The organism is Zestomonas ipomoeae, assembly GCF_057128665.1.
Map to the genome: position 1 here is coordinate 1 of NZ_JBSKHQ010000020.1, position 18,249 is coordinate 18,249.

The 18,249-nt window shown below is 63.5% G+C and carries 20 protein-coding genes; 10 read left to right on the forward strand and 10 right to left on the reverse strand.

All coding sequences use genetic code 11. From position 1 onward, the window contains the following. Positions 1 to 501 precede the first annotated feature (501 nt). A complete protein-coding gene (locus ACWKV7_RS19000; RefSeq protein WP_483859266.1) occupies positions 502 to 1,284 on the forward strand; it encodes a PhzF family phenazine biosynthesis protein in 783 nt (260 codons plus the stop codon). 60 nt (positions 1,285 to 1,344) lie between these two features. After that, a complete protein-coding gene (locus ACWKV7_RS19005) occupies positions 1,345 to 2,415 on the forward strand; it encodes a GGDEF domain-containing protein (RefSeq protein WP_483859267.1) in 1,071 nt (356 codons plus the stop codon). On the opposite strand, the gene ACWKV7_RS19010 is transcribed toward ACWKV7_RS19005, so the two are convergent. Next, the gene (locus ACWKV7_RS19010) at positions 2,397 to 3,506 is read right to left on the reverse strand and encodes an ABC transporter ATP-binding protein (protein WP_483859268.1); all 1,110 of its coding nucleotides are present in this window, start codon (positions 3,504 to 3,506) and stop codon (positions 2,397 to 2,399) included. The genes ACWKV7_RS19005 and ACWKV7_RS19010 overlap by 19 nt on opposite strands. After that, the gene (gene argF, locus ACWKV7_RS19015) at positions 3,503 to 4,423 is read right to left on the reverse strand and encodes an ornithine carbamoyltransferase (RefSeq protein ID WP_483859269.1); all 921 of its coding nucleotides are present in this window, start codon (positions 4,421 to 4,423) and stop codon (positions 3,503 to 3,505) included. Before argF ends, ACWKV7_RS19010 begins: the two co-directional genes overlap by 4 nt. 331 nt (positions 4,424 to 4,754) lie before the next feature. Between argF and ACWKV7_RS19020 the strand changes: the two genes are divergently transcribed. The 3 genes from ACWKV7_RS19020 to grxD all read left to right on the forward strand — a co-directional run bounded on the left by ACWKV7_RS19020 (position 4,755) and on the right by grxD (position 7,871). After that, positions 4,755 to 5,186: a hypothetical protein gene (locus ACWKV7_RS19020; RefSeq protein ID WP_483859270.1), complete on the forward strand. Its 432-nt coding sequence runs from the start codon at positions 4,755 to 4,757 to the stop codon at positions 5,184 to 5,186. A gap of 142 nt (positions 5,187 to 5,328) precedes the next feature. After that, complete coding sequence (locus ACWKV7_RS19025; protein ID WP_483859271.1) at positions 5,329 to 7,437, forward strand: molybdopterin oxidoreductase family protein; 2,109 nt, start codon at positions 5,329 to 5,331, stop codon at positions 7,435 to 7,437. 107 nt (positions 7,438 to 7,544) lie between these two features. Continuing rightward, positions 7,545 to 7,871 (forward strand): Grx4 family monothiol glutaredoxin, encoded by a 327-nt coding sequence (gene grxD / locus ACWKV7_RS19030; protein WP_483859272.1) that lies wholly within the window; start codon positions 7,545 to 7,547, stop codon positions 7,869 to 7,871. A 180-nt stretch (positions 7,872 to 8,051) separates the two neighbouring features. Here the strand turns inward: grxD and bfr are convergent, their stop codons facing one another. Both bfr and ACWKV7_RS19040 read right to left on the reverse strand, forming a co-directional pair. Further along, a complete protein-coding gene (gene bfr / locus ACWKV7_RS19035; protein ID WP_483859273.1) occupies positions 8,052 to 8,522 on the reverse strand; it encodes a bacterioferritin in 471 nt (156 codons plus the stop codon). Between the two features lie 246 nt (positions 8,523 to 8,768). Then, on the reverse strand, positions 8,769 to 8,987 hold the full coding sequence (locus tag ACWKV7_RS19040) for a bacterioferritin-associated ferredoxin (protein ID WP_483859274.1): 219 nt from the start codon (positions 8,985 to 8,987) through the stop codon (positions 8,769 to 8,771). Between the two features lie 258 nt (positions 8,988 to 9,245). Between ACWKV7_RS19040 and ACWKV7_RS19045 the strand changes: the two genes are divergently transcribed. Beyond that, a complete protein-coding gene (locus ACWKV7_RS19045) occupies positions 9,246 to 9,848 on the forward strand; it encodes a peroxiredoxin (protein ID WP_483859275.1) in 603 nt (200 codons plus the stop codon). Positions 9,849 to 9,921: 73 nt separating this feature from the next. On the opposite strand, the gene rnt is transcribed toward ACWKV7_RS19045, so the two are convergent. Together rnt and pyrC are read right to left on the reverse strand one after the other, a co-directional pair. Further along, a complete protein-coding gene (gene rnt / locus ACWKV7_RS19050; RefSeq protein WP_483859276.1) occupies positions 9,922 to 10,602 on the reverse strand; it encodes a ribonuclease T in 681 nt (226 codons plus the stop codon). Further along, positions 10,599 to 11,645: a dihydroorotase gene (gene pyrC, locus ACWKV7_RS19055; protein WP_483859277.1), complete on the reverse strand. Its 1,047-nt coding sequence runs from the start codon at positions 11,643 to 11,645 to the stop codon at positions 10,599 to 10,601. Before pyrC ends, rnt begins: the two co-directional genes overlap by 4 nt. Positions 11,646 to 11,848: 203 nt before the next feature. Here pyrC and ACWKV7_RS19060 point away from each other — a divergent pair, with 203 nt between their 5' ends. The 4 genes from ACWKV7_RS19060 (at position 11,849) to ACWKV7_RS19075 (ending at position 15,707) form a co-directional block, all read left to right on the forward strand. Then, positions 11,849 to 12,742 (forward strand): flagellar protein MotY, encoded by an 894-nt coding sequence (locus ACWKV7_RS19060; protein ID WP_483859373.1) that lies wholly within the window; start codon positions 11,849 to 11,851, stop codon positions 12,740 to 12,742. Between the two features lie 114 nt (positions 12,743 to 12,856). Next, entirely contained in the window at positions 12,857 to 14,074 is a 1,218-nt protein-coding gene (locus tag ACWKV7_RS19065) for an argininosuccinate synthase (RefSeq protein ID WP_483859278.1), read from the forward strand. A gap of 98 nt (positions 14,075 to 14,172) precedes the next feature. After that, the gene (gene gloA / locus ACWKV7_RS19070) at positions 14,173 to 14,565 is read left to right on the forward strand and encodes a lactoylglutathione lyase (protein ID WP_483859279.1); all 393 of its coding nucleotides are present in this window, start codon (positions 14,173 to 14,175) and stop codon (positions 14,563 to 14,565) included. Between the two features lie 68 nt (positions 14,566 to 14,633). Continuing rightward, a complete protein-coding gene (locus tag ACWKV7_RS19075; protein ID WP_483859280.1) occupies positions 14,634 to 15,707 on the forward strand; it encodes a GGDEF domain-containing protein in 1,074 nt (357 codons plus the stop codon). A gap of 52 nt (positions 15,708 to 15,759) precedes the next feature. Here ACWKV7_RS19075 and ACWKV7_RS19080 read toward each other — a convergent pair whose 3' ends face one another. From ACWKV7_RS19080 to rsxG, 4 genes are all read right to left on the reverse strand, one after another. Next, positions 15,760 to 15,942 (reverse strand): PA3496 family putative envelope integrity protein, encoded by a 183-nt coding sequence (locus tag ACWKV7_RS19080; RefSeq protein WP_483859281.1) that lies wholly within the window; start codon positions 15,940 to 15,942, stop codon positions 15,760 to 15,762. A 109-nt stretch (positions 15,943 to 16,051) separates the two neighbouring features. Then, entirely contained in the window at positions 16,052 to 16,690 is a 639-nt protein-coding gene (gene nth, locus ACWKV7_RS19085; protein WP_483859282.1) for an endonuclease III, read from the reverse strand. Between the two features lie 97 nt (positions 16,691 to 16,787). Continuing rightward, complete coding sequence (locus ACWKV7_RS19090; RefSeq protein WP_483859283.1) at positions 16,788 to 17,501, reverse strand: electron transport complex subunit E; 714 nt, start codon at positions 17,499 to 17,501, stop codon at positions 16,788 to 16,790. Beyond that, the gene (gene rsxG / locus ACWKV7_RS19095) at positions 17,498 to 18,238 is read right to left on the reverse strand and encodes an electron transport complex subunit RsxG (RefSeq protein WP_483859374.1); all 741 of its coding nucleotides are present in this window, start codon (positions 18,236 to 18,238) and stop codon (positions 17,498 to 17,500) included. Before rsxG ends, ACWKV7_RS19090 begins: the two co-directional genes overlap by 4 nt. Between the last annotated feature and the right edge of the window lie 11 nt (positions 18,239 to 18,249).

The window sequence follows — 18,249 nt, forward strand, 5'->3', positions numbered from 1 at the left end:
TGCTTGAGGGCGTTGTCCTGGTCGACGTGCTCGTAGCGGTAGCGGGCGTCGAGAATGGGCTTGCCTTCGGTGAACAGCTTGCTGAAGTCCTCCGCGGCAACGGCGTGGTTAGTCAGGGTGCTGGCGATGGCCAGGGACAACAGGGAAAGTTTGATCAGGCGCATGGCGATTTCCTTGGGGCCAGAAACGCAAAAAAAAACGCCACGGCATCCAGTGCTCCCCAGGGAGTCGGATTGCCGTGACGTCGTTGTCGGTTGTGGCAGACACGCCGTTGTGCTGACCGCTGGCTGCCATAGCAGGCACCGTGCCATTGTTCATAACCTGATGATATTCAAGGATAAAACATGAAAGCGCCGAGCCATCCAGCGGCTCGTCTGGGCTGTTTCTGACTTGAGACGGTGCAAGCGCCGGGCGCTGTTGCGCCATAAAAAGCCGCCGCTGTATTACCGGTCCTGGCCGTTCCGAGGCATGCTTCGGGTTTTGCAGCCAAGGAGAGCCACCATGCAGCTTGAATTCCACCAGATCGATGCCTTCAGTCAGCACCCGTTCGGCGGCAACCCGGCGGTGGTCTACCGTCTCGATGCCTGGTTGGCGGACGAGGTGATGCAGCAGATCGCCGCCGAACACAACTTGGCGGAGACCGCGTTCGTGGTGAAGGAGGGTGCGGCTTGGCACATTCGCTGGTTCACCCCCGAGGTCGAGATGCCGCTATGTGGTCACGCCACCCTGGCGAGTGCCTTTGCCTTGTTCAACTGTCATGGCGAGACGGGTGACACGCTGGACTTCACCTGCCAGTCCGGTCCGCTGCGGGTGACCCGCGAAGGCGAGCGCCTGGTGCTGGACTTTCCCGCGCAGCCGCCCGCGCCGGTGGACACGCCCGAGGGCCTGGAGCAGGCGCTGGGCGTGGCGCCCAACGCTACGCTGGCCACCAACAAGCTGATCGTGCTGCTCGAATCCGAGCGGGCGGTGCGCGACTGTCGCCCCGACTTCGCCGCCATTGCCCGCCTACCCTGGCAGGGCGTGGTGATAACCGCTCCCGGAGAACGGCACGATTTTGTCTCGCGCTTCTTCGCGCCAGACATCGGCATTGACGAGGACCCGGTGACCGGTGCCACCCATTGCAGCCTGATCCCCTACTGGGCACAACGGCTCGGCAAGCCGGAGCTGAGCGCCTACCAGTGTTCGGCCCGTGGCGGCGAACTCCTGTGCCGACTGGAAGGCGAGCGGGTAATGATCGCCGGCCACGCGATCCTGGTCGCCAGCGGCAGCCTGTACTTGCCCTGACCGGCGATGCCTGCGTGCTGGCTATACTGCCGGCACTTCCCCGTTGGAGAAGGAGTGCCGATGCAGCCCTCCCGAAAACAGCTTGTGCGCGTGCGCCGCACGCTTCTGGCCAGCAGCGCTTCCCTGATGCATCTGTTGCTCTGCTGGCTGGCCTTTGCCGCCGGCTTCATGCAGCTCGGCTTGCGCGGCATGTTGCTGCTGAGCTTCGTGGTGCTGGCGAGCTGCAGCGCTTTCCTGCTGGCCACCTGGGCCAATTTCAACCTGCGTTTTCGCGACCCGAGCCTGACCCTGCCGCAGATGTGCTGGGCCATCGGCGTGGTGTTCGTCAGCGCCTATTTCGCCGACGAACTGCGTTCGCTGTTCCTGATGATGGTTTTGCTGGTGGTGATCTTCGGCGCCTTCGGCCTGGACCTCGGCGGCTTCGTGCGTGTCGGGCTGTTCAGTGCGCTCTGCTATGCCCTGTTGCTCCTGGCGCTGGCAGAGCGTGATGCGCTCATCGAACCGCGCTACGAATGGCTCTATGCGGTGGGGTTCTTCGTCCTGCTGATCGGCGTATCGGTGCTCGGCGTCGAAATGAGCGGCTTGCGCCGCGCGCTGCAGCTGCGTAATCGCGACCTGCGCCAGGCGCTGGACTGCATTCAGCGCTTGGCCATCACCGACGAGCTGACCGGCCTCTGCAATCGCCGCTATGCCAAGGAAGTGCTCGGCCAGCAGAAGGCGCTGGCCGATCGCGGCGACTACGGTTTCGTGCTGTGCCTGGTGGATATCGACTACTTCAAACGCGTCAATGACCGCTACGGCCATGCCGGTGGCGATGCGGTGCTGCGCCAGTTGTCGCGCCTGCTGGAAGGAGCGGTGCGCGATGTCGATTTCGTTGCACGGCTGGGCGGCGAGGAGTTCCTGCTGGTGCTATCGCGCACCGACGAAGCCGGCGCGGTGCTGATGCTCGAGCGCTTGCGCCAGCGCCTGGCCGGCGTCGAGTGGGACCAGTGCCCGGCGCTGCGCCTGACCTTGTCGGTGGGCATCAGCGCCTATCGTCCTGGCGAACAGTGGGAAGACAGCCTGCTACGGGTCGATAGTGCGCTTTACCAGGCCAAGCACAACGGCCGCGATCAATTGGTGCTGCTGTAGCGACGCACGCCGGATTCCGGCAGCGCCACGTGGGCTGCGACGCTGCCGAGGGCGGGGAACGCCACCAGGTGATCGGCGGCCACGCGAATACCGACTTCCTCGCCGGGCAGATGGTCGGCGTGGCTGGGGAACAACGACTCCAGCTGGCTGCCGGTGGCCAGTTGCAGGCGGTAGAGGGTGGCGGCGCCGAGGAAGGTCTTGCCGACGATGCGTGCCTTCTGTGGGCTATCCGGGTCGTAGACGATATCGTCCGGGCGCAGCAGCACGTCCACCGCGCTGCCGATGGGCCAGAGGTAGGCACGGTTGCCGCTGATCATGCCCAGTTCGGTCTGCACCGCTTCCGGGCTGTGCAACTGGCCGCGAATGAAATAGCCCTGGCCGATGAAGCTGGCGACAAAGGGCGTCAGCGGCTCGTGGTAGAGGTTGAACGGCGTATCCCACTGCTCCAGGCGCCCCTGGTTGAAGACCCCGACGTGGTCGCTGACGGCGAAGGCTTCTTCTTGGTCATGGGTGACCAGGATCGCGCTGGTGCCGCGTGCCTTGAGAATGTCGCGCACCTCATGGCTGAGTCGGCGGCGCAGCTCACCGTCTAGGTTGGAGAACGGTTCGTCGAGCAGCAGCAACTGCGGCTCGGGCGCCAGGGCGCGGGCCAGGGCCACGCGTTGCTGCTGGCCGCCGGACAGTTCGTGGGGGTAGCGCTTGCCCAGGTGGGTCAGCTTGACCAGTTCCAGCAGCTCGGCGGTGATGCGCTCGCAGTCCGGCTGCTTGCGAATGCCGAAGGCGATGTTCTCGGCCACCGACAGGTGCGGGAACAGGGCGTAGTCCTGGAACACCATGCCGATCCGGCGCTTCTCCGGCGCCAGGGTGAAGCCGGGGCGGGAGATGACTTCTCCACCGAGCTGGATCTCGCCTTCGCGCACTGGCTCGAAGCCGGCGATGGCGCGCAGAGTGGTGGTCTTGCCGCAGCCGGAGGGACCGAGCAGGCAGCCGATGTCGCCGCTGTTCAGGTGCAGGTTGAGGTCCTGCACCACACGTTGCTCGCCATAGCCGCAGGCGAGGTTGCGCAGGTTCAGCAGCAGGTCGTGGCTCATGCGTGGTGGTAGGCCGGCTCGACCAGCAGTTCCAGCAGCGCCTTCTGCGCGTGCAGGCGATTTTCCGCCTGGTCCCAGGCTACCGAGCGCGGGTCGTCGAGCAGGTCTTCGCTGATCTCTTCACCGCGATGGGCGGGCAGGCAGTGCATGAACAGCACGTCCGGGGCGGCGGCATCGAGCAGTTCGCGGGTCACCTGGTAGGGCTTGAACAGCGCCAGGCGGCGTGCACTTTCTTCTTCCTGTCCCATCGACGTCCAGACGTCGGTGCTCACCAGGTGCGCGCCCGCCACCGCTTCGCGCGGGTCGCGCAGCACCTGCACGCGATCGCCGGCCTTGGCGAGGAACTCGGCATTCGGCTCGTAGCCTTCCGGGCAGGCGACCTTGAGCTGGAAGTCGAACTGCATCGCCGCTTCTATATAGGTGTTGCACATATTGTTGCCATCGCCGACCCAGGCCACCGTCTTGCCCTGGATCGCACCGCGATGTTCGAGGAAGGTTTGCATGTCGGCGAGCAATTGGCAGGGATGCAGGTCGTCCGACAGGCCATTGATCACCGGTACCTGGGAGTGGGCGGCGAACTCGGTGAGGTTGCTGTGGGCGAAGGTGCGGATCATCACCACGTCGAGCATGCGTGACATGACCCGGGCGCAATCGCCGATCGGCTCGCCGCGGCCGAGCTGCGTGTCGCGCGGCGACAGGAAGATCGCCTGGCCGCCGAGCTGGATCATGCCGGCTTCGAAGGAAAGGCGGGTACGGGTAGACGCCTTCTCGAAGATCATGCCCAGTACGCGGTTCTTCAGCGGCTCGAACAATACGCCGCGGTTGCGCAGGTCCTTCAGCTCGATGGCGCGGCGCAGCAGGCCAACCAGTTCCTGGGGCGTGCAGTCCATCAGCGAGAGAAAATGCCTAGCGCTCATCATCAACTACCTTTCTGCAACGGGCCGCGGGTCCAGGGGGCTTTTACGAGGGAAAAGGGACGGGACCTGCGGCAATGGGCCGCGCGGGGGCGACAACGGGGAAGGCGCGATCTTATAAGGAAATTACGCACAGGCGCAAATTGCCCGCCGCAGACACACCGAGCGGCGCTCCGGACACGGTATTTTCCCGCTAATGCGGGAGGTGTCACAAATCTGACATGGCGGCTTGAACCTTTTCCGGGTGGGCTCCTACCATGCGCCCGCCTTTTCGAGGCAATGCATTGCCCCGCTAGGGGACATCCATGGATCTTTCAATGCAAAGGAGTTTTGCATGAAACAAGTAGCCTACGCCGCCGCCTTCTCCGCCCTCGCTCTGCTGACCGGTTGCGCCAGCCAGAACGTCAGCCAGCCGACCGCTCCGCTGAACGGTGAAGTCAAAACCAGCCTGAAGGCTGACGTCAAAGTCGGCGAGTCCATCTCCGGCCAGTCGTCCGTGAACATCCTGTTCGGTGTGATCAAGCTGGGTGGCGACACTCAGTTCGCCGACGGCGTGACCTATGGTGGTGGTGAGGGTGGTTTCGCTCTGGGTCTCGACCCGGTTGCTACCGCCAAGTCCGCAGCCGCTTACAAGGCTGTCAAATCCTCCGGTGCCGACCTGATCGTCGCTCCGCGCTACGAAGTTAGCGTGCAGGATTACTTCGTGTACAAAGCCGTGAACGTCAAAGTGACCGGCAACAAAGGTACCGTCACCGCTATCCGTTAAGGACTGCGTCGAATCGGCAGGCATGATGCCTGCCGATTCATGAAACTGACCCTGCTGGTCAATTCCCCCGCCTGCGCCCATAGTCTGGATTTCCCATCGACCCGACCGGTCGACTAGAACCAGAAGAATCGAGGCCAGGCCAATGAGCAAGACCCTCCATCACCGTGCGTGCCATCTCTGCGAAGCCATCTGCGGTCTGACCATCGAGACCGAGACCCAGGCCGACGGCAGTCAGCGTATTCTCTCCATCAAGGGCGACGCCCAGGACAGCTTCAGTCGCGGCCATATCTGCCCCAAGGCCGTGGCCCTGCAGGACATCCAGAACGATCCCGACCGCCTGCGCCAGCCCATGCGCCGCGTCGGCAGCGAGTGGCAGGCCATCGAGTGGCAGGAAGCCTTCGACCTGGTCGCCGAACGGCTCAGCGACATCCAGGCCCGCTACGGCCAGGGCGCCGTGGCCACCTATCACGGCAATCCGAACGTGCACAATTATGGGCTGATGACCCATGGCAACTACTTCCTCGGACTGCTGAAGACCCGCAGCCGCTTTTCCGCCACGTCGGTGGACCAACTGCCCCACCACCTGAGCAGCCTGCTGATGTACGGCCACGGCATGCTGCTACCGATTCCGGACATCGACCATACCGACTTCATGCTGATCCTCGGCGGCAACCCGCTGGCCTCCAATGGCAGCATCATGACCGTGCCGGATGTGGAAAAGCGCCTGAAAGCGATCAAGGCCCGCGGCGGCAAGGTCGTGGTGGTCGATCCGCGCCGCAGCGAGACGGCAGCCATCGCCGATCAACATCTGTTCGTACGCCCTGGGCAAGATGCAGCATTGCTGTTCGGCGTACTCAATACGCTGTTCGAGGAAGGCCTGACCCGGGAAACCCACTTGCCGGTGGAAGGCCTCGACGAGGTGCGTCAGGCGATCTCCGCATTGACCGCCGAGGCCATGGCCCAGCGCTGCGGCGTGCCGGCCGCCAGCATCCGCCAGTTGGCCCGCGACTTCGCCGCTGCCGACAAGGCGGTGTGCTACGGTCGCATGGGCATTTCCACCCAGGCGTTTGGCACCCTCTGCCAGTGGCTGGTGCAACTGATCAACCTGGTGACCGGCAATCTCGACCGCGAGGGTGGCGCCCTGTGCACCGAGGCGGCCATCGACCTGACGTCCTCCAGTTCGGGCACCCATTTCGACCGCTGGCGCAGCCGGGTTTCCGGGTTGCCGGAGTACGGCGGGGAACTGCCGGTGGCGGCGATGGCCGAGGAGATGCTGACGCCTGGGGAGGGGCAGATTCGCGCGTTGATCACCGTCGCCGGCAATCCGGTGCTGTCGACGCCCAATGGCCGGCAGCTGGAGCAGGCGCTCGATGGCCTGGAGTTCATGCTCAGCATCGACCCCTATATAAATGAAACGACCCGCTATGCCGATCTGATCCTGCCGCCGACCGCACCGCTGGAGCACGATCACTACGACATGACGTTCAACAGCTTCGCCGTGCGCAACGTCAGCCGCTTCAACGAAGCGGTGCTGGCCAAGCCGGCCGGTGCGCTGCACGACTGGGAAATCTTCGTCGGCCTGGCCCAGGCCTTCGCGGCCAGGACCGGTGTGGAGCTGAAGGCGACCATGCCGCCGGAGCAACTGGTGGATATGGGGCTGCGCATGGGTCGCTACGGTGACCAGTCCGAGCAGAAGCTCAGCCTGGCCATGCTGCGCGATCATCCCCACGGCATCGACCTGGGGCCGCTCAAGCCCAGCCTGGCCGCGCGCCTGCGCACGCCGAACAGCACCGTGCAGGCCGCGCCTGCTCTGCTGATGGCCGATCTGGCGCGGTTCACCGCCGAGCGGCCGCCGATTGTCGGCGAGCTGATGCTGATCGGTCGTCGCCATGTACGCAGCAACAATTCATGGATGCACAACTACCATCGCCTGGTGAAGGGCAAGCCGCGTCACCAACTGCTGATGAATCCCGAAGACCTGGCCTCCCGTGGCCTGGCCGACGGCCAGCGGGTACGGGTACGTTCGCGGGTGGGCGCCATCGAAGTGGAGGTGGCCGCCAGCGACGAGATGATGCCTGGCGTGGTCAGCTTGCCCCATGGCTGGGGGCATGCGCGCCCCGGCGTGCAGATGGCCATTGCCAGCGCGCAACCGGGCGCCAGCGCCAACGACCTGACCGATGAGCGGCTGATCGACGCGGTGTCCGGCAACGCTGTGCTCAACGGCGTGCCGGTCGAGGTAGAGGCGGCCTAGGGCCGCCTCCGGCAAGGCTGAGCAGACTGCTCGGCTTTCCGTTACAATGCGGCCACCGTGCCGGCCGTTGGGTCGGGCAGATGAGTCGGAATGAGCTGAGGTGCACCGTGGATATCATCGAAACCATCAAAGAGCAGATCGCCAACAACACTGTGCTGCTGTACATGAAGGGCTCGCCGAACGCCCCGCAATGCGGCTTCTCGGCCCGCGCCGCGCAGTTGGTCATGTCCTGTGGCGAGAAGTTCGCCTATGTCGACATCCTGCAGAATCCGGAAATTCGCGCGAACCTGCCGAAGTACGCCAACTGGCCGACCTTCCCGCAGCTGTGGGTCGACGGTGAACTGGTCGGCGGCAGCGATATCCTCACCGAGCTGTTCGAGAAGGGCGAGCTGCAGACCCTGATCAAGAACGCGGTGAACAAGGCCGACGCCTGAGTCCAGTCCGGTAATGAAAAAGGCCCCGCCAAGTGCGGGGCTTTTTCATTGCAGCCATCAGCGGTTGACTGAGCTGTAGTTCACTACATCCACAGCGATCTCTTCCAGCATCTGAATTTCTGCGCAAAGAAACGAAACGCCCGGGCAGCTGGCCCGGGCGCATGGCTCATTCTTGGAGGGCTATTCGTCCATCTGCGATTGCAGATAGTTCTCCATGCCCACCTTGGTGATCAGGCCGAGCTGGGTCTCCAGCCAGTCGATATGCTCTTCCTCGGACTCGAGGATCTCCTCCAGCAATTCCCGGCTGCCGTAGTCGCCGATGCTCTCGCAATAGGCAATGGCTTCCTTGAGGTCGGGCACCGCCTGCATTTCCAGGTTCAGGTCGCTTTGCAGCATTTCCTTGGTGTTCTCGCCGATCATCAGCTTGCCCAGGTCCTGCAGGTTGGGCAGGCCTTCGAGGAACAGGATACGCTTGATCAGCTTGTCGGCGTGCTTCATCTCGTCGATGGATTCGTGGTACTCGTGCTCGCCAAGCTTCTTCAGGCCCCAGTCCTCATACATGCGGGCATGCAGGAAGTATTGGTTGATTGCCACCAGTTCGTTGCCGAGGATCTTGTTCAGATACTGGATGACTTTCTTGTCGCCTTTCATGGGGAGTCCTGCCACTGCGTGATGGAATGGCCTGAAAGTCTGGTCGCGCAGATGGGGGATGTCAACCTAACTGATTGAATGTAAAGGGAAATTAAATCTTAATAGGAACGTTTAAGTTCTGCGTCTTGCTGATAACTGACTGATATTTAGGGACTATTGGGCGCCGGTTGGAAACGCCGATGGTCGCTGTCTTCGGCGACATAAAAAAACCGGACGCAAGGTCCGGTTCTTTACAGCGATATCCACTCAGGCGGCGACGAAGCCGGGGGAATAGGTCTGTACGCCCTGGCTGCTTTGCACCTCGGACAGGGTCTCGCGCACGACCTGCTTGGCCAGGCAAGCACACTTGCCACATTGGGTGCCGACTCCGAGGCTGTCGCGCACGTCTCGGTAGCTACAGCAACCCTCGAAGATTGCTTCGCGAATTTGACCGTCGGTGACACCTTGGCAGAGACAGACGTACATGGGGGCAACCCGTGCAAGAGGTTTCGATGAAAAGGATACTAATCAGAATGAGAATGATTGTCAAAGTTTCCAGAGAATCGGTCGCTCCCGGAAAAACCCTATATATAGCAGTGGCTTAGCGAAGGCGAAGGCGGGCGCAAATGCGGTGGGCGCTGCCCAAAATCGCGGTGTATGATGAACGGCCCTGTGCCGCGGGCCGCCTCACGTGATGGTTGGATACCGGTCCCGCGCTTCACTCGTTACTCAAGGAGATCTGGAATGAGCGTACTCGTAGGTAAAAAAGCGCCTGACTTCACCGTTGCGGCTGTGCTGGGCAATGGCGAAATCGTCGACAGCTTCACGCTGTCTTCCGCCATCAAAGGCAAGTACGGCCTGGTGTTCTTCTACCCGCTGGACTTCACGTTCGTCTGCCCGTCCGAGCTGATTGCTCTGGATCACCGTATTCCGGACTTCCAGTCGCGCAACGTGGAAGTGATCGGTGTGTCCATCGACTCCCACTTCAGCCACAACGCCTGGCGCAACACTCCGGTGGAGAAGGGCGGCATCGGCCCGGTCAAGTACACCCTGGCTGCCGACGTGAAACATGAAATCGCCAAGGCCTACGATGTCGAGTCCGAAGACGGCGTGGCTTTCCGCGGTGCCTTCCTGATCGACAAGAACGGCGTCGTACGTTCGCAGATCGTTAACGACCTGCCGCTGGGCCGCAACATGGACGAGCTGCTGCGCCTGGTCGATGCCCTGCAGTTCACCGAAGAGCACGGCGAAGTCTGCCCGGCCAACTGGAAGAAAGGCGACAAGGGCATGACCGCATCCCCGGAAGGTGTGGCCAAGTACCTGTCCGAAAACGCCAGCAACCTGTAAGGCGGCTGCGGCTGCGGCTGCGGATACGAAAAACCCGGCTGTTGCCGGGTTTTTTGTGTGCGTCGATCAGGATTTACTCGTCGAATTCATCCCAGCCGCCGAGTTCCTTCCAGCGGTTGACGATGCCGCAGAACAGCTCGGCGGTCTTCTCGGTGTCGTAGCGAGCCGAGTGGGCTTCGCGCCCGTCGAACTCGATACCGGCCGCCTGGCAAGCCTTGGCCAGCACGGTCTGGCCATAGGCGAGGCCGGCCAGGGTGGCGGTGTCGAAGCTCGAGAACGGGTGAAAGGGGTTGCGCTTGAGGGCCGTGCGAGCCGCGGCCGCGTTGAGGAATCCCAGATCGAAGCTGCTGTTGTGGCCAACCAGGATGGCGCGCTTGCAGCCGTTGGATTTCACCGCCTTGCGCACGCCGCGGAAAATTTCCTGCAGCGCATGCTCCTCGGTGACCGCCATGCGCAGCGGGTGGTCGAGCTTGATGCCGGTGAACTCCAGCGCTGCCGCTTCGATGTTTGCGCCCTCGAAGGGCTCGACCCGGAAGAAATGGCTGTGCTCGGGAAACAGGAAGCCTTGCTCGTCGATGCCGATGGTCACGGCGGCGATTTCCAGCAGGGCATCGGTGGCGGCGTTGAAACCGCCACACTCGACGTCGACCACTACCGGCAGGTAGCCGCGGAAACGCCGCGCCATCGGGTGGCGCGGGCCGTTCGGCAGGTTGCCGTCGAGTTCTTCGTCATACAGGTCTTGGTCTTCGCTCACGCCGGTTTCTCCTGCAGGCGCCAGCGCAGCTTCTCGCCGGCGCGCAGCGGAATGACCGTCTGTTCGCCGAAGGGCAGGCTGGCCGGGGCTGTCCATTCCTCTCGGACCAGCGTAATGGTCTCGGTGTTGCGCGGCAGGCCGTAGAAATCGGGGCCATGCAGACTGGCGAAGCCCTCCAGCTTGTCCAGCGCGTTGCGTTGTTCGAACGCCTCGGCATACAGCTCGATGGCCGCATAGGCGGTATAGCAGCCGGCGCAGCCGCAGGCGGCCTCCTTGGCATGCTGGGCATGGGGCGCCGAGTCGGTGCCGAGGAAGAACTTTGGATTGCCGCTCACCGCTGCATCCAACAAAGCCTCCTGGTGGGTGTTGCGCTTGAGGATTGGCAGGCAGTAGAAGTGCGGACGGATACCGCCGACCAGCATGTGGTTTCGGTTATACAGCAGGTGATGAGCGGTGATGGTGGCGCCGACGTTGGCCGCTGCACCTTGCACGAACTGCACGGCGTCGGCTGTGGTGATGTGCTCGAGCACCACTCGCAGGCTCGGGAAGCGCTCGACCACGCGGGACAGCTGCTCGTCGATGAAGGCCTTTTCGCGGTCGAACACGTCGATCTCGGCGCGGGTGACTTCGCCATGCACCAGTAGCGGCAGGCCGACTTCGGCCATGGCCTCCAGGGCCGGGAAAATGTTGTCCAACTGCGTGACGCCGGAGTCGGAGTTGGTGGTGGCGCCGGCCGGATAGAGCTTGGCGGCGTAGACGTAACCGCTGGCCTTGGCTGCGCGCACGTCGTCCGGGCTGGTGCGATCGGTGAGGTAGAGCACCATCAGCGGCTCGAAGGCATTGCCAGCGGGGCGCGCGTCGAGGATGCGCTGACGATAGGCATGCGCCTCGGCGGCGTTGCGCACTGGCGGTACCAGATTGGGCATGATGATGGCGCGGGCGAAGGTGCGCGCCACGTCGGCCACGGTGTGCTTGAGGGCAGCGCCGTCGCGCAGGTGGATGTGCCAATCGTCAGGGCGCAGCAGGGTGAGGCGGTCGAGCATGGGGGCTTCCAGGCGGGTAAAACGTGGCCTGCATGCTACCGGAAAAGCCCCGCCGCGGCACGTCGCCGTTCGCCCGGCGGCCACTGGGCCCCCGTGAGGCGGCGGATTCCCGGTTCAAGTTTTCCTCCGTCGCACCGATACAGCAAAGGAACGCCACCGTTGCCGTGGAGCCCGCCGTGCGCCGCCATCTCGCCCTCTTCAGTCTGTTCGTCTGCCTGCCGGTCAGTTTGCCGGCCGCTGCCATTTCCTTTCAGACCCGGCTGGAGAAGGTGGAGTGGACGGTCGAGGGTGATCGTTTCGAGTGCCGCTTGTCGCAGGCCATCACGCAGTTCGGCAGTGGCGAGTTCGTGCGGCGTGCCGGCGAGCAGGCGACCTTTCGCCTGAAAGCCCGGGAACGCTGGCTCGGTACCGGTTCGGCCACCCTGCTGGCGGCTGCCGCGCCCTGGCAGCCCGGGCGCGGCGATATCAACCTGGGGCCGGTCACGGTCGGCAGCGGTGACACGCCGTTCAACAGTACCCAGGAGCAGGCGGCCCGCTTGCTCAACGGTTTGATGGAAGGCCGCAGCCCGCTGGTGCGGCATCGCACCTTGCATGGCGGGGAACGGCTGGAGGTGAGGTTGCTGCCGGCCAAGTTCGGCAAGGCCTACGACGATTACCTGGCGTGCACGGCCAAGCTGCTGCCGGTGAACTTCGACCAGATCCGCCAGACCCAGATCGGCTTTCCCAGCGCCGGCACCGCGCTCGACGACATGGCGCGAGCCAAGCTGGACATCATCCTTGAGTTTCTCAGGGAGGATCCCAGCGTCAACCGCATCACCCTCGACGGCCACTCCGACAATAGCGGCAATCGTCTGGAGAACCGCGACCTGTCCCGTCGCCGCGGATTGGCGGTGATGGAGTACCTCAAGGCCAATGGCGTGCCGGAGCAGCATATCACCCTGCGTTTTCATGGCGAGCGCTACCCATTGGTGCCGAACACCAGCGAAGCCAACCGGGCGAAAAACCGGCGGGTGACCATGCGCCTGGAGCGCGAGGCGGCCTCCGAAGAACCGGCCCCGGCAGCTGGCGTGAAGCGCGCCCAGAATGTGACTGGATAGTCGCGTTGCTGAAAGTCCCCGTCGCCTTATCGTCCGAAGCTGTCGCGCCCCTGTAAAACCACCGCCATGGGCAGTAGAATCCGGGGTTTTCCGTACAACCCGTGGAGTGATGGCATGGCGGACGTAAAGAAGGTAGTCCTGGCGTATTCCGGTGGCCTGGATACTTCGGTGATTCTCAAGTGGTTGCAGGAAACCTATGGCTGCGAGGTGGTGACCTTCACCGCCGACCTCGGCCAGGGCGAGGAGGTCGAGCCGGCCCGCGCCAAGGCGCAGGCCATGGGCGTCAAGGAAATCTACATCGATGATCTACGCGAAGAATTCGTCCGCGACTTCGTCTTCCCGATGTTCCGCGCCAACACCGTCTACGAGGGCGAGTACCTGCTGGGCACTTCCATCGCCCGCCCGCTGATCGCCAAGCGCCTGATCGAGATCGCCAACGAGACCGGCGCCGACGCCATCTCCCACGGCGCCACCGGCAAGGGCAACGACCAGGTGCGTTTCGAACTGGGCGCCTACGCGCTCAAGCCAGGCGTCAAGGTCATCGCCCCTTGGCGCGAGTGGGACCTGCTGTCCCGCGAGAAGCTGATGGACTACGCGGCCAAGCATGAGATTCCGATCGAGCGCCACGGCAAGAAGAAGTCGCCGTACTCCATGGATGCCAACCTGCTGCACATTTCCTATGAAGGCGGCGTGCTGGAAGACACCTGGACCGAGCACGAAGAGGACATGTGGAAGTGGACCAAGTCCCCGGAAGCCGCCCCGGACACTCCCACCTATATCGAACTGACCTATCGTGCCGGTGACATCGTCGCCATCGATGGCAAGGACATGAGCCCGGCCACCGTGCTCGCCGAGCTGAACCGCATCGGCGGCGAGAACGGCATCGGTCGTCTGGACATCGTCGAGAACCGCTACGTCGGCATGAAGTCCCGCGGCTGCTACGAAACCCCCGGCGGCACTATCATGCTGCGTGCCCACCGCGCCATCGAGTCCATCACCCTGGACCGCGAAGTGGCCCACCTGAAAGACGAGCTGATGCCGAAATACGCCAGCCTGATCTACACCGGCTATTGGTGGAGCCCGGAGCGCCTGATGCTGCAGCAGATGATCGATGCGTCCCAGGCCAGCGTGAATGGCGTGGTACGCCTGAAGCTGTACAAGGGCAACGTCATCGTCGTCGGCCGCAAGTCCGACGACTCGCTGTTCGACGCTAATATCGCCACTTTCGAGGAAGATGGCGGCGCCTACAACCAGGCGGACGCTGCCGGCTTCATCAAGCTCAATGCGCTGCGCATGCGTATCGCGGCCGGCAAGGGCCGCAAGCTGTTCTAGGCCGCCTGCAAGCTGCGTTAAGCTCCCGCACAACCCCGGCCACCGCCGGGGTTGTGCGTTTCCAGACCGCCAAAAGCGGCATATACGAGGAAGACCTGATGAGATTGCTGCATACCATGCTGCGCGTCGGCGACCTGGACAAGTCCATCGCCTTCTACACCGAGGTGCTGGGCATGACCCTGCTGCGCCGCAAGGACTACCCGGACGGCCAGTTCACCCTGGCCTTCGTCGGTTACGGCGACGAGGCGCACAACAGCGTCATCGAGCTGACCTATAACTGGGGCGTCGATCAATACGAGCTGGGTACGGGCTATGGCCATATCGCGCTGGAGGTCGAAGACGTGTACAAGGCCTGCGAGGACATTCGTTCCCGCGGTGGCAAGATCACCCGCGAGCCGGGCCCGATGAAGCATGGCACCAGCATCCTGGCCTTCGTCGAGGATCCGGATGGCTATAAGGTAGAGCTGCTTTCGCCTAAGCGGAGCGACTGATAGCTGCTAGGCTTTTGTAAGCCATGGCTTACAAAAAACGCCTTTTGCCATGGCGAGCGAGGTGTGCCATGAGCGAACAAATGCACGTGGAGCGGCTGATCCATGCAGTGCAGGAGCTATCTCTGGCCCGCGATCTGGATCGCGTGGCGGAGATCGTCCGCCACGCAGCCCGCGAGCTGGGTGGGGCCGACGGCGCTACCTTCGTCCTGCGCGACAGCGGGATGTGTTTCTACAAGGACGAAGACGCCATTGCCCCTCTGTGGAAGGGGCAGCGCTTTCCTCTGGAGGCCTGCATCAGCGGTTGGGCAATGCTCAACCGGCAGGCGACGGTCATCGAGGATATCTACGAAGACCCTCGCATTCCCCACGAGGCCTACCGGCCGACCTTCGTTAAAAGCCTGGTGATGGTGCCGATTCGCACCCTTGAGCCGATCGGCGCCATAGGCACTTACTGGGCCCAGCGATATCGGGCCACGCCGCAGCAGGTTCAGGTGCTGCAGGCGCTGGCGGACTCGACCTCCGTGGCCCTGGAAAACGTGCAGGTCTATAGCGAACTGGAGCGGCGGGTCGAGCAGCGGACCGAACAGCTCGCCGATTCCAACCGGCAATTACTGGCGGAAATACAGGAGCGGGAGCGAGCCGAGGCGGCGGTGCGCCAGCTGTCGCTGACCGACGAGCTGACCGGGCTTTACAACCGGCGTGGTTTTCTGTTGTTGGCCGAGCGCGAGCTGGAGGCGGCGGTGCGTAGGCAGAGCCGCTGCTTGCTGTTGTACGCCGACCTCGACTATCTCAAGCAGGAAAACGACCGCCTGGGGCATGCCGCCGGCGATGCGCTGCTGATCGATGCGGCGCGGTTCCTGAAAGGGTTGTTCCGCAGCACCGACGTCGTGGCGCGCCTGGGGGGCGACGAGTTCGTCGTGCTGGCCACCGACTACAGCAGCAGCGAGGCTGTTCAACATCGCCTGCGCTCGGCCCTCGCCAGCTTCCGGCGCAGCAGTGCAGGAGGACCGTTGTCGCTGAGCGTGGGCATTGCCGAGTCCTCGCTGCGGGCCAACGAGGGACTCGAAGGGCTGCTGACCGAGGCGGATGCGGCCATGTATGCCAACAAATGCGCCCGCCGCCGCCTGCGGGCGGTCGGATGACGGTGCGTTGAATGCGAAAAGCCCCGCCGGAGCGGGGCTTTGGGGCAGGAAGCTAGAGGTCGAAATCGAAGTCCGCCAGTTGCTTCTGCAGGCGGCGCTCTTCCAGGTAGTTATCGATGATGCGGCGTTTGGTCAGGTTGGTCTTGGCTACCTCGACGGTGGCCTCGCCGGCGTCTTCGCCATCCTCTGCGATGAAGTCATCTTCGAGTTCGATATCAGCTTTGTCAGTCGCCATGTTTTTTCACTCCAGGCTACAAGGTGCCATTGGCGCACCTTATAGCGACAAAGCCGGAGCGGGTAAAAAAGATTTTTTCAATCGTATGACGGTTCTGATTGGGGAAAGATCAATCGTCCGACGTCTTGTGTTTGTACTCACACAAGTCTTCGATGCGGCAACTGCCGCATAGCGGCTTACGGGCCTTGCATACGTAGCGTCCATGCAGGATCAGCCAGTGGTGTGCGTCGAGCAGATAGTCCTTGGGCACGTGCTTGACCAGCTTGCGTTCGACCTCCAGCACGTTCTTGCCGGGGGCGATGTTGGTGCGGTTGGCGACGCGGAAGATATGCGTGTCCACCGCCATGGTCGGCTGGCGGAACGCGGTATTGAGCACCACGTTGGCGGTCTTGCGGCCGACGCCGGGCAGGGCCTCGAGATCTTCACGATTTTCCGGTACCTGGCTGTGGTGCTTCTCGATCAACAGCCGACAGGTCTCGATGACGTTCTTTGCCTTGCTGTTGTAGAGCCCGATGGTCTTGATGTACTCCGACAACCCGTCCACGCCCAGGGCATGGATCGCCTCGGGGGTATTGGCTACCGGGAACAGCCGAGCGGTGGCCTTGTTCACCCCGACATCGGTGGCCTGGGCGGAAAGGATCACGGCGATCAGCAGCTCGAAGGGTGAGCTGTAGGCCAGTTCGGTCTTCGGCTCGGGGTTGTCTTCATGCAGGCGACGGAAGATTTCCAGGCGTTTGGTGGCGTTCATGGGAGAGCCCCAAGGGTCGAGCGACAAGCGCCAAGTGCGTAGGAGGGGAACGCAAGCTCAGGCGTGCTTGGCGCTTGCCGCTCGCAGCAGGTGGCGGTCATTCGATCACCCCGGTCACCCGTACCCGCCGGCTGTGCGCGACGACCTGGGGTTGGCGGGCCTTGGCCCGTTCGGCCAACAGCTCGTCGACGCGGTTCTTCAGGGCGATCAGCAGGCCCAGCACGATAAAGGCGCCGGGCGGCAGGATAGCCAGCAGAAAGCCCTTGTATTCAGGGAAGAGGGTAACCTGCCAGTCCGCCGCCAGCGGTCCGAACAACAGGTGCATGTTGGCGAACACGGCGCCAGTGCCGAACAGCTCGCGCAGGCTGCCGAGCAGCACCAGCACCGCGCCGAAGCCCAGGCCCATCATCAGGCCGTCGAAGCCGGCGAGCAGCGGGTTGTGCTTGGCGGCGAAGCCGTCGGCGCGGCCGAGGATCACGCAGTTGGTGGTGATCAGCGGGATGAAGATGCCAAGGATCTGGTACAGCTCGTAGGTGAAGGCCTGCATCAGCAGCTCGATGCAGGTGGTCAGCGCGGCGATGATCATCACGAACGCCGGCAACCGCACGGCGGTATTGACCACGCTGCGAACCAGGGACACGGCGATGTTCGAGCAGATCAGCACCATGGCGCTGGCCAGTGCCAGGCCCATGGCGTTGACCGCGGAGTTGCTGACGCCGAGCAACGGGCAGAGGCCCAGCAGCTGTACCAGCGCCGGATTGTTCTTCCACAGGCCGTTGAAGCTCAGCTCACGAAGGCTGGGGTTGCTCATGGGGTCGCTTCCTTCTGCTTGATCGCGCGGTCGATGATCTGCAGCTCGTCGCGGGTCGCCGCTTTGCCGGCGAGGGAATGGGTGCCGGCCGCCGCCGGTTGGCTGTCCTGCTCGACGCTTTCCGGCGGCGCCGGGGTGCCCGGTGCCGATAGCAGCTCGGCCCGGTGCTTGTCGAAGTAGACCAGCGCGTTGTGCACGGCGTTGACCACCGCCCGCGGCGTGATAGTGGCGCCGGCGAACTGGTCGAATTCGCCGCGATCCTTCTTCACCGCCCAGCCCGACTCCTCAGGGTTGTCCAGGGACTTGCCCTTGAATTGCAGGATCCAGGGGCTCTTGGCCAGCTCGATACGGTCGCCCAGGCCGGGGGTCTCGCGGTGGTTGAGCACACGCACGCCCGCCAGCCTGCCATCCACCTCGATGCCCACCAGCATCTGGATAGCGCCGCTGTAGCCATCCGGTGCGGTGACATGCAGGATCACCGCGCTGGGCTCGCCGTTCTTGCGGGCGATGTAGGCCGGCTGCTTGCGCTGGTAGCCGAGCAGCGCGTGGGCCACGGGCATGCTGTCCTGCAGCAGGTTGTTGTCATAGCTGCCCGGCGGCAGGATTTCGCCGAGGGCGCGGACCTGCGCTTGCTCCTTGGCGTGCTCGATCTGCTCGGCGGTGCCTTGCTGGACCAGCGTCACCAGGCCGACCGTGACCACCGCGAACAGGCCGAGGACCAGGCTGTTCTTCATCATCGAGCGGCTGA